The sequence below is a fragment of the Macrococcus sp. CoH-51_TC_04 genome (assembly GCF_058188655.1).
Map to the genome: position 1 here is coordinate 37,436 of NZ_JBVGOY010000002.1, position 11,624 is coordinate 49,059.

Annotated in this window: 8 protein-coding genes and 1 pseudogene; 4 read left to right on the forward strand and 5 right to left on the reverse strand. The window is 37.8% G+C overall.

The window, feature by feature from the left end:
* The first annotated feature begins 8 nt into the window (after positions 1-8).
* A complete protein-coding gene (rnhC, locus tag ACZ2V4_RS03130; protein ID WP_490514498.1) occupies positions 9-950 on the forward strand; it encodes a ribonuclease HIII in 942 nt (313 codons plus the stop codon).
* A gap of 23 nt (positions 951-973) precedes the next feature.
* On the opposite strand, the gene pheT is transcribed toward rnhC, so the two are convergent.
* Positions 974-3,373, reverse strand: coding sequence for a phenylalanine--tRNA ligase subunit beta (gene pheT / locus ACZ2V4_RS03135; RefSeq protein WP_490514499.1), 2,400 nt, complete (start codon positions 3,371-3,373; stop codon positions 974-976).
* A pseudogene (pheS, locus tag ACZ2V4_RS03140) lies at positions 3,360-4,361 on the reverse strand (phenylalanine--tRNA ligase subunit alpha); the annotation flags it as partial. The pseudogene pheS and the gene pheT, both read right to left, overlap by 14 nt.
* A 511-nt stretch (positions 4,362-4,872) precedes the next feature.
* On the opposite strand from pheS, the gene ACZ2V4_RS03145 reads away from it, so the two are divergent.
* On the forward strand, positions 4,873-5,919 hold the full coding sequence (locus ACZ2V4_RS03145) for an LPXTG cell wall anchor domain-containing protein (RefSeq protein WP_458620078.1): 1,047 nt from the start codon (positions 4,873-4,875) through the stop codon (positions 5,917-5,919).
* A gap of 186 nt (positions 5,920-6,105) precedes the next feature.
* Here ACZ2V4_RS03145 and ACZ2V4_RS03150 read toward each other — a convergent pair whose 3' ends face one another.
* Both ACZ2V4_RS03150 and ACZ2V4_RS03155 read right to left on the reverse strand, forming a co-directional pair.
* On the reverse strand, positions 6,106-6,846 hold the full coding sequence (locus ACZ2V4_RS03150) for a TrmH family RNA methyltransferase (protein WP_420496074.1): 741 nt from the start codon (positions 6,844-6,846) through the stop codon (positions 6,106-6,108).
* Positions 6,846-7,286 (reverse strand): MarR family winged helix-turn-helix transcriptional regulator, encoded by a 441-nt coding sequence (locus tag ACZ2V4_RS03155; protein ID WP_413474851.1) that lies wholly within the window; start codon positions 7,284-7,286, stop codon positions 6,846-6,848. Before ACZ2V4_RS03155 ends, ACZ2V4_RS03150 begins: the two co-directional genes overlap by 1 nt.
* A gap of 133 nt (positions 7,287-7,419) precedes the next feature.
* Between ACZ2V4_RS03155 and ACZ2V4_RS03160 the strand changes: the two genes are divergently transcribed.
* Entirely contained in the window at positions 7,420-9,060 is a 1,641-nt protein-coding gene (locus ACZ2V4_RS03160; protein ID WP_490514500.1) for an alpha-keto acid decarboxylase family protein, read from the forward strand.
* Between the two features lie 134 nt (positions 9,061-9,194).
* Positions 9,195-10,643 (forward strand): potassium/proton antiporter, encoded by a 1,449-nt coding sequence (locus ACZ2V4_RS03165; protein WP_308317268.1) that lies wholly within the window; start codon positions 9,195-9,197, stop codon positions 10,641-10,643.
* A 13-nt stretch (positions 10,644-10,656) separates the two neighbouring features.
* Here ACZ2V4_RS03165 and ACZ2V4_RS03170 read toward each other — a convergent pair whose 3' ends face one another.
* Positions 10,657-11,391: a class I SAM-dependent methyltransferase gene (locus tag ACZ2V4_RS03170; protein WP_490514501.1), complete on the reverse strand. Its 735-nt coding sequence runs from the start codon at positions 11,389-11,391 to the stop codon at positions 10,657-10,659.
* Between the last annotated feature and the right edge of the window lie 233 nt (positions 11,392-11,624).

Consider the following 11,624-nt stretch of genomic DNA (forward strand, 5'->3'; position numbering starts at 1 on the left):
AGGCAAAAATGAGCAATAAAGTATACCTATTAAATGCTGAACAAGCAAAAAGAATAGAAGATATATTACCTGTATCCAGTACTACAAGCCTTCCACAAGGTACGAAATATCGAACAAAACTATCCGGTCATACAGTAACACTCTACAACTCCAATAAGTTGATGATTCAAGGTTCAAATAGTGAAGTAATCGGTGAACAAATTCTTTCTAAAGCTGGTATTCAACTCACTCAGCAACTTCCAGACAGTAATTCTACCTCTAAGCATAACGTATCCATTGAAAGTATCCAGTATGATCATTTCAACTGTATCGGTAGCGATGAAGCAGGTTCTGGGGATTACTTCGGACCGATGACCGTTGTCGCGAGCTATGTATCAAAGAAAAATGCTGAAATTCTGAAAGTGCTTGGTGTCATGGACTCTAAGAATCTCAAAGACAGACAAATTATAGAACTTGCAGAACAAATCATCCCGATAATCCCACATTCACTGCTCGTCCTAGATAACATCAAATATAATGAACGTAAACAGATGGGCTGGTCACAAGTTAAGATGAAGGCGGTGCTGCATAATGAAGCGATTAAAAACGTGCTGAACAAAATAGATGAACCTGTGGATTACATTGTAATCGACCAGTTTGCAGTTCAAGGTGTATATGAAAATTATGCACTCGGCGCAATACCTGAGCGCAATAAAACTAAGTTCGAAACGAAAGGCGAATCCAAAGCGATTGCCATCGCCGCAAGCTCCATTATTGCAAGATATGCGTTTGTAAAACATTTCGAACAAATAATTAAAGAAACCGGCATCTCAATCACAAAAGGAGCAGGCGCTAAAGTAGATGCTGAAGCTGCAAAAATTATTAAACTTAGAGGCATTGATTATTTAGATACGATAACGAAAAAAGACTTTAAAAACAGAGAAAAAGCATTGAAGCTCATAAAAAAATAAGCTGACGATTGTCAGCTTATTTTTTAACCTCTAAGTTTAGCGCCAATTGACTCTAATCTTTCAATAACCGCATCGTATATCGGTTTAATCTCTTCATCTGTCAGCGTCTGTTCCGGATTCAGGAATTCCATTCGAATCGCTACCGATTTCTTATCCTGTGCAATATGCTCACCTTTGTATACGTCGAATACTTCAGCTGACTTCAAGTACTTAGAATCCACTTTAAGAATTTCTGCAATCAGTTCGCCCGTATCCTGTTTACGTTCAACTTCAAGTGCGATATCACGGCTAGTTCCAGGGAACTTCGGAATCATATTGTAGATAATCTGACCTTGCTGAATTGAAAGCAAGACTTTTAAATCTAATTCAAACACATACGTTTCCTTTAAGTCATTTGCTTTCTCTACTGTCGGGTGCAATTGACCAATGATGCCGATCTTCGTTTCATTCACATAGATATCTGCACTGCGACCAGGATGCAACATCGACTCATCACTTCTAACATATCGGAACACTAGACCTAATCTTTCACTTAACGCCTCCACTATCCCTTTCACATGGAAAAAGTCAACTTGCTCCTTTTTCCCTTGATGCATCGTTGGTGTGACAAGTCCAGTAATAATCCCAGCAACATGTTCTTCTTCTGAAGGTAATAAGTCTTCTTGTTTAAAGAATGTATTTCCAATTTCATAGAACGCGACATCTTTCATTTGACGTGCATTATTATAGCTTACGACATCAATTAAGTGAGGCAATAATGATTGACGTAGCACTGCATGATCTTCACTCATCGGCATTAAGAGCGCTGTCGTTTCAGCTTCTTTTAGTGCGAACTGTTTCGATTTTTCATTTGAGACAAGTGCATAGGTGATTGCCTGATTTAATCCTAACCCTTGAAGCAACGCCTTCACTGCACGACGTTTCGCCTGATAATCAGTCAGTCCTACTTGTTTGTTCGTCTTCGTTTCTGGTAATGTCGCAGGTAGTGCATCATAACCATAAATACGCGCAACTTCTTCGACTAAATCTTCTTTAATAGTAATGTCACCACGACGAGATGGTACGATGACGTTGAATGAATCACCATCTATCTTCGTTTCAAAGCCAAGACGTTCGAATATGTTTTTAATTTCTGTATTAGAGATATCAAATCCAATCAATCGATTAATATCATCCGTTGTAATTTGAACGTTCGTTGTAAACTCTGGTAATGCCCCAGCTGAAGCAACACCACTTAATACTTCTCCTTGCGCATTTTCCTGCAGGAGATATGCTGCACGGTCTAATGCATCAAGTACAAATTCTGCTGCAACACCTTTTTCAAAGCGACTTGATGATTCAGAGCGCAAGTTCAGACGGTTCGCAGTTTTACGTATGTTTAGCGGCGCAAACATCGCAGACTCAATCAGTACATTCACTGTACTATCCGTTACTTCAGAGAAATCTCCTCCCATCACCCCAGCAAGCGCTACTGGTGTTGTACCGTTTGTAATCACGATATCTTCTGCAGTTAATGTGCGCTCTTTATCGTCTAATGTTGTCATCTTTTCGCCATCAGTTGCTGGACGAACTTTAATTGTTGTGCTGCCAATCTTATCATAGTCAAACATATGCAGCGGCTGTCCATATTCCAGCATAACGTAATTCGATACGTCAACAACGTTATTAATCGGGCGGATACCCGCTTTAATTAAGCGGCCTTGAATATGTGCAGGTGAAGGTCCGATCTTTACGTTCTTCACGATACGTGCAGCATAATACGGTGATAACGTCGCTTCTTCAATTTCAATACTGATTAAGTCTGATACTTGTTCACTCATTTCATTAATATGCGTTGCAGGTAGCTTCAATGGTTCTTCATATAATGCACTTGTCTCAAATGCAGAACCAATCATGCTCATACAGTCGCTTCGATTAGGTGTTAGACCGAATTCCATCACGGCATCATCTAGCGATAATGCAGCAAGTGCATCTGTACCTGGCGCGATAGCTTCTTCAAATACGTATATCCCTTTTTCGTACGCTTCTGGAATCAAGTTTGAAGAGATACCTAGTTCACCTAACGAACAAATCATACCGTTAGATTCTACTCCGCGTAGTTTCGCTTTTTTTATCTTAACACCACCAGGCAGACGTCCACCAGGTAAGCAGACGATTACTGTCTGACCAGCTGCGACGTTCGGTGCACCACAGACAATTTGTTTCACTTCTTCGCCAACATTCACCTGGCAGACATTTAATTTATCTGCATCAGGATGCTTCTCGATCGATTCTACATGTCCAACCACTAAGTTCTTAATATCTTTTGTATAATCGATAATTTCTTCAATCTCAATTCCGCTTCTTGTAATCTTCTCAGCAAGCGCTTCTACCGAAACATCAACTTTTACATATTCATCTAACCATTCTTTACTTACTAACATTCGGTTCTCCTCCATCTTCTAAACGTAAAAACTGACGAATAAATCTTAGATCATTCGTATAGAAATGACGAATATCTTCAATACCATACTTTAACATCGCAATACGATCTGGTCCCATACCGAATGCGAATCCAGAATATTTATTAGAATCAAAACCAGCCATCTCTAAAACATTCGGATGTACCATACCGGCACCGAGAATTTCAATCCATCCTGTCCCTTTACAAACGTTGCAGCCTTTACCTTTACATTTGAAGCATGAAATATCCACTTCTACAGAAGGCTCAGTAAACGGGAAGAAACTTGGACGCAGACGAATCTCACGATCTTCACCGAACATCTTCTTCGCAAAGTATTCAAGCGTTCCTTTAAGGTCGCTCATTTTAATATTCTCATCAACAACTAATCCTTCGATTTGTGTAAACTGATGTGAATGCGTCGCATCATCAGAATCACGACGGTAGACTTTACCTGGACAAATAATTTTTACAGGTCCTTCACCTTTACGTGATTCCAACGTACGAGCTTGAACAGGAGATGTATGCGTACGCATTAATACTTCTTCAGAAATGTAGAAACTATCCTGCATATCACGTGCAGGATGAGATTTTGGAAGATTTAACGCTTCAAAGTTATAATGATCGCTTTCTACTTCGAATCCTTCTACAATTTCATAGCCCAAACCGATGAATAAATCTTCAATATCCTCAACGATACGGTCGAGCGGATGACTGCTCCCTGAACTTAACTTTTTACCTGGTAAAGTAATATCTATTGTTTCACTTTCAAGTCGTTTGTTCACAAGTTCCGCTTCAATACGAACTTCAACTTCTGCAATTGCACTTTCTACGGTTTGTTTGGCATCATTAACAAGCTGACCAAACATCGGTTTCTCTTCGTTTGGCAGAGATTTCATCTCTTTCATCAGACCAGTGATCACACCTTTTTTACCGATGTAAGAAACTTTGATATCTTGTAATGCTTTCTTATCTGTAATCTGACTTACTTTGTCCACTGCCTCAGACTTTAACGCCTGTAATCTTTCTTTAAGTTCCATGTTCTTCCTCCTTAATTTTAAACAATAAAAAAAGCCTTCATTCCCTATACAAGGGACGAAAGACTCCGCGGTACCACCCAAATTTGTGCATATGCACACAGCTCATTAAGCGATAACGGAACAACCGGTCTAACTTCTTATTAGACTGCCTGTCAGCTGAAAAGATAAGCATCTGAAGATTTCACTCTCACCAATGTGAAACTCTCTTGACAACACATACATATCCCGGCTGATAAACGGCGATGTATTTCATTATTTTAATTATATAGAATGTATGCACGTTATTCAAGTCCATAGATCATAGTATGTATATACATAAATCAATATATCAGAAAAACTTTAAGTAAAAATATAGATAAAAATTGTCATATGTATTATCATTTAAATTAAGTACCTTATTATTATTTATTATACTAAAATATATTAACTAAGGAGTCTTATCATGAAAAATAAAAAAATTTTGACGATGGTATTTGCAACTTCCTTCTTTATCGTTCCTGCACAAGCATTTGCTAATACATCCGAAACTTCAAAAATCGATTTAATTAAGCCTCAAATCGAATCAAGCAAAAGCGAAATTAAGGAGAATGTTAATACAATAACTGAGGAAGCTAAAATAAAAAAAGAAGAGATCCAAACCTTAAGAGATGATGCAGCAGAAGTACGTGATAAAGTGACTGAGAAAACTAAAATAAAAAAAGAAGAGATTCAAACCTTAAGAGATGACTCAGCAAAAGTGCGTGATACAATTTCAACTCAACTTCAGGAAGTTAAATCATCAGAAAGTGCAGTAAACTTTAATGAAGCGCCTAAAAATAGTGTAACAGCACCTTTAGATGATACCGAAAAGAGCAGCGCCGAGAAACAACACATCAATCTAAATAATATTTCACCTGAAATAGACGGGAAAGCAATCTCTCTTTCTGATAAATGGCTGAACAAAGAAAATATCGATACACTATTAAAATTAGAAACTTTAAAGTATAAACAGGAAATCAGCGAGTTAGAATATAAAACCAAAGTACTTAAAATACTTAATGAGACACTAAGCAACTATCTGAATCAGACAGATCGCTTACATTTTAACTTTGACGACCTGCTGGCACATGATTTTAACACAGATGAGCTTACTCAGAAATATCAATCAAGATTAAATGATCTCTCATCTTTAAAAGATGCCGGCCAATTTACACAGCATGAATATAACGGAAAAGTTTTCGACCTCCTTCACGACCATCTTCAGGAAGGAAATCAAAAACTCGCCACACTCAATAATAAAATTGGAACTAATGATATTAAGGACTCGCTTGCTAGCGGATTTGTCGACAACTTATCAGCTCCTGTAAAAGCAGAACCTATGAGCATGAAATCAAGCACAAACACGCTACCTGAATCAGGTGAAGCAGCTAGCAAACCCTTGATGGTAGCTGCAATTGTTGTACTCATTGTTGGTGCATTGATACTATATCGTTCACGTAAAAGAAAATAACTCAAATAATAAAACACATCATTAAATTGATGTGTTTTATTACTGTAAAAAAAAACGAAAGCATTTTTACGAGAAACTTTTACTATGACAATCTCACTATTACGTTTTCTCCGTTTGTTAATCACTTCAAAAATTACTTTACGACCCATTTAATTGCAATAAAAAAGTAGAACCGATTACCCGGTTCTACTTCACAAAATGATACATCAATATTCCTGCACAAACGGCAACGTTCAGACTTTCAGCGCTACCATAAATGGGTATATATAAATTTTCATCTGTAGCGGATAGTATTTCAGGGTTCACACCTTGCCCTTCATTTCCTAATACAATCATAAAATTATCACTTGGTATGACTTCTTTATAATCACGTGCCTTCTCTAAACTCGTACCATAGATTGTACCGTTAGACTTTGAGCTTGCTTCATCAAAATCCATCTCAATGACCGGTATATGAAACACACTACCTTGAGATGCACGCAGAACTTTGTCGTTATAAATATCAACAGTCCCTTTTGCTATAATAACGGCGTCCAATCCTGCTGCATCAGCTGTACGAATAATCGTTCCAACGTTCCCAGGATCCTGAATACGGTCTAAATAAATAACACGGTTCAGTTCAGCGTCTTTCCCATCTTTCATATTGCATACGGCGTATATTCCTTGAGGTGCTTCTGTCTGAGATAACTTCTCAGCAACTTTAAAAGTGATTTCATACTGTTGTTTGCTACCTGCAACCATAGCTTCTGTCAATTTATCCGGATTAACAGTAAGGATCATTTCAATATCAACATTACTGTTTACTGCCTCTTCAACGAGATGTTCTCCTTCAATTATAAACTGCTGCATTTTCTTTCTATCTTTCCTGTTATGCAGTTTAGCTATCTGTTTGATCTTCTGATTTTGTATTGATTCAATTATTTCCATTATTGTCCCTCTTCCTTTATCAATGAGAATCCTGGTCTCATTTCTGCTAATGACTCCATCACATCAATCCACTGGTTGCCAGCTTCTTTAAAAGTTGTTTCAAATAGATGACGCTGTGCTTCGTTTAACGTATCTATCAGCTGTATCCCTTGATCAGTAGGATAGAGTTCTTTCAGACGTTTATCCTGGGGTGATGGTTGTTCAGTAATCAGCGCTTTTTCTTTTAATACTTTCAGTGTACTTTGTGAACCTTGCTTAGAAATCTCAAGTACTGTCAGCAATTCTTTCATAGTTATCCCTGGTTTCTTACAAATAAAAAACAGAAATCGATGATGCTGTCTTAACATACCGTGTTGTTCAATAATTTCATCTGCTGCTCCAATGAACGTCTTATATGCAAAGTAAAATAACATATGTTCATAGTCTTTATCCATATACATTGTCTCTATCCCTTCAACGTATTACTTATATTATACAGTGAAAAATTAAGATTACAACAAATAGGTCAATGCAGTTGACTTAATATTATTTTAGCTATATATTTAAATTGTTACTAAAGAAAGGATGAGAGATATGAAACAAAGAATCGGTCAATACTTAATCGATGCACTTCATGTTAACGGTGTCGATAAAATTTTTGGAGTACCAGGTGACTTTACGTTAGCATTCCTTGACGATGTCATTCGTCATGACAGTGTCGAATGGATAGGCAATACAAATGAACTCAATGCAGCCTATGCTGCTGACGGCTATGCGAGAGTTAACGGACTTGCAGCAGTAAGTACAACATTTGGCGTAGGAGAACTAAGTGCCGTAAACGGAATTGCTGGAAGTTATGCTGAACGTGTGCCTGTCATAAAAATTTCGGGCGGTCCTTCATCTGTCGCTCAACAAGAGGGACGCTACGTCCATCATTCACTTGGTGAAGGTATTTTCGATTCCTATTCGAAAATGTATGCACATATCACTGCGACGACAACAATACTTTCTGTCGACAATGCAGTGGGTGAGATTGACCGTGTCATTCATAGCGCGCTCAAAGAAAAGCGTCCTGTACACATACACCTACCAATAGATGTTGCTTTGACAGAAATTGAGATTCCCCATGCACCTAAAGTATATACACATAAGTCACAAAATGTTGATGCATATATCCAGGCGGTAGAGGAGAAGCTCATGTCTGCAAAACAACCTGTAATTATAGCGGGACATGAGATCAACAGCTTTAAACTACATGAACAGCTAGAGCAGTTCGTAAATCAAACAAATATACCTGTTGCACAGCTTTCTCTTGGTAAATCTGCATTTAATGAAGAAAATGAGCATTACCTAGGGATTTATGACGGTAAGATTGCGAAAGAAAATGTGCGTGAGTATGTGGATAATGCAGATGTCATCTTAAATATCGGTGCAAAACTGACAGACTCTGCAACAGCAGGTTTCTCATACAAATTCGATACTAATAATATTATCTATATTAACCATAATGACTTTAAAGCTGAGGATGTGATAAGCGATAATGTCTCGCTGATTGATCTAGTAAACGGATTGAACTGCATCGACTACAAGAATGAAACACACTACCTATCATATCAACGTTCGGATATGAAGTATGAGTTGAACGACGCACCTTTAACACAAAGCAACTACTTCAAAATGATGAATGCATTCTTAGAAAAAGATGATATTTTACTTGCAGAGCAAGGCACATCATTCTTTGGTGCTTATGATCTATCTTTATATAAAGGGAATCAATTTATCGGTCAGCCGTTATGGGGATCTATCGGCTATACATTCCCATCTCTATTAGGTTCCCAGCTTGCTGATGTGAATAGACGTAATATTCTGCTCATCGGTGACGGTTCATTACAATTAACTGTTCAGGCCCTATCTACGATGATCAGAAAAGACATTAAGCCGATTATCTTCGTAATCAATAACGATGGCTATACTGTTGAACGTCTGATACATGGTATGGAAGAACCATACAATGACATCCAGATGTGGAACTACAAACAGTTACCAGAAGTATTTGGTGGTAAAGACACCGTTAAAGTCCACGATGCTAAGACTTCAAATGAATTAAAGACAGTTATGGACAGCGTTAAAGCAGACAAAGACCACATGCACTTTATTGAAGTACATATGGCTGTAGAAGATGCTCCGAAGAAATTAATCGATATCGCAAAAGCTTTCTCTGATGCGAATAAATAGTATATTTATTGTAGCCAGGACACATTACGTTGTTCCTGGCTCTTTTATAGTGAATGATATTTCATAATAATTTGAATTTTTGATATAATTATTATGAAATATCATTTAGGAGTGATCTCATTAATACTGAAATTATTATTTTAATTCTTGGTTTGCTACTTTTTACTGCAGTCATGACCACAACATTATCCAGTAAACTCGGACTTCCCTCATTAATCGTCTTTCTCGCTGTAGGTATGGCACTGAATTCATTCATTATGTTTGATAATGCTTTCCTCGCACAACTTATTGGAACAATCGCACTTGTCATCATTCTGTTCGATGGTGGTATTCAAACAACTAAATTAACGGTGAAAAATGCAATCTCTTATGCATCTATACTAGCAACAATCGGTGTTCTCATTACAAGTTTCATTGTAGGTGTAGCCACAGTTTTTATATTAGATTTATCCTGGAAACAGGGGCTGTTATTTGGAGCCATTGTCGGATCTACGGATGCTGCCGCTGTATTCAGTATTCTTGGTAACAAGCAAATTAAACAGAAGATTAAAAGCATACTTGAGGTTGAATCTGGAACAAATGACCCTATGGCGTTATTTTTAACTGTTACGATGATCAATCTACTAACAATGCCAGATGCATCACTTCTAACAAGTGCATTACTATTTGTATGGCAAATGGTAGGCGGCGCATTACTAGGCCTGCTCATCGGATATATTACAGTTAAACTCATAAACTTTGTAGAGCTTGAAGCGACTGGACTCTATCCTATCCTTGCACTTACTTTAGCCTTTCTTACATACGGACTATCTTCTCCACTGAAAGTCAGTGGACTCCTTGCTGTATATGTCTTTGCATTATATTTAGGTAACCATCCGCTCAGCTACCGTGCAAATATCATCAGATTCGGCGAAAGCTTTGCATGGATGGCTCAGATGACAATGTTTATACTATTAGGATTACTCGTATTCCCTAGTCAGCTGCCAGGCATAATGATTCAAGGATTACTCATCGCAATCGTCCTGATGTTCGTGGCAAGGCCTATAAGTGTCTGGCTAACACTCTTCTGGACGGATCTATCGAAGAAAGAACTTACCTTTATCTCATGGGCAGGATTACGGGGTGCAGTACCAATTATTCTTGCAACATATGCACTGTTAGCAGAAGTTGAAAATTCAGAAATCATCTTTAACGTCGTCTTCTTTGTCGTGTTACTAAGCGCATTACTGCAAGGTATGACACTTGTCCCTCTTGCGAATAAACTCGGACTTAATAAAGGAGAGGCACATACAAGTCCTTACCACTTTGATATGGTTGCAAGCGAAGTTACAGAAGTTGATATACGTGAATACCTTGTAAAATTAGGATCACCATGGGCAAATAAAAAAATACATGAACTTGGTCTACCGAGACAATCCAATATTAATGCGGTTGTAAGAGACGACAAGTTGTACGTGCCTGATGGTAATTTTGAGATACAGACAAACGACATATTATATATCATCGCAAGTAAGAAACTACATCTGAGCATTCAGAAAGAACTTGCGAAATTAAAAGCGAAAAAAGAACGCCCTGTCAAATAGACAAGGCGTTTTATTATTCCTTCACAGCTTTAAAGATGACAAATGACGGGCGATGATTAATTTTTTCGATATCGACATGGCTCATATATTCATTGGATAACTCGGTATTTCCGGTTTCGATGATACGCTCTAATTTAAATCCTGCTTCAAGTAATGTATTCAGCAGCTCCTCCATCGTTCGATGATATTTTATTACGTCTTGCTGCAACCATCTTGTACTACGCATACCACTCTCGAAGTAATGATCTAGCTTATAATGATCATACATATCAGGCACATGTGACCATAAATCGTCTGAACGTGTTGCAGTTGCTACAGGATGCTCAATTGAGAAGATAAACACACCAGTATTTTTCAAATGATTATAAACCTTTTGAACAGCATCTTTATAATCTTCAATATAGTGAAATGCAAGGGATGAAACGATAACATCATAATCCGCGACAGAATCAAATTCCATAAAATCAGTATTCAAGAAAGTAACATGCTGATCCTGTATATTTTCCTTTGCTTCCTGTATCATGTTGCTAGAAATATCGATGCCCGTGATCTGAATCGGAGACTGCTCAAGCATATACTGGACGAGCTGTCCCATTCCACAACCGATATCGAGTATTGTCTTATTATACAGATTCGGCAGAAGTTCTTTGATTCTCGGTACTTCTATCATTTCGTTATAACTCGTTGGATTTAATCTGACTTCTTTATAACGATTAAAGAAGTCGTGGTTATCATAAATGTTGTGCATATGGATTCTCCTCTTAGTGTAAGGAATACAGTACGTTTCATAGGTGGCGTACTTTAAGATAGTTCGACACATACATCTCGAATCTCACTATCTCAACGCTCTAGGTGGCGTACTTCAACATAGTTCGACACATACATCTCAAATTTCACTATCTCAACGCTCTAGGTGGCGTACTTCAACATAGTTCGACACATACATCTCGAATCTCACTATCTCAACGCTCTAGGTGGCGT

Coding starts and splice junctions, on each gene's coding strand:
- ACZ2V4_RS03160 (WP_490514500.1), top strand. CDS start 7,420: ATGAAACAAAGAATCGGTCAATACTTAATCGATGCACTTCATGTTAAC.
- ACZ2V4_RS03145 (WP_458620078.1), top strand. CDS start 4,873: ATGAAAAATAAAAAAATTTTGACGATGGTATTTGCAACTTCCTTCTTT.
- ACZ2V4_RS03155 (WP_413474851.1), bottom strand. CDS start 7,286: ATGTATATGGATAAAGACTATGAACATATGTTATTTTACTTTGCATAT.
- pheT (WP_490514499.1), bottom strand. CDS start 3,373: ATGTTAGTAAGTAAAGAATGGTTAGATGAATATGTAAAAGTTGATGTT.
- rnhC (WP_490514498.1), top strand. CDS start 9: ATGAGCAATAAAGTATACCTATTAAATGCTGAACAAGCAAAAAGAATA.
- ACZ2V4_RS03150 (WP_420496074.1), bottom strand. CDS start 6,846: ATGGAAATAATTGAATCAATACAAAATCAGAAGATCAAACAGATAGCT.
- ACZ2V4_RS03170 (WP_490514501.1), bottom strand. CDS start 11,391: ATGCACAACATTTATGATAACCACGACTTCTTTAATCGTTATAAAGAA.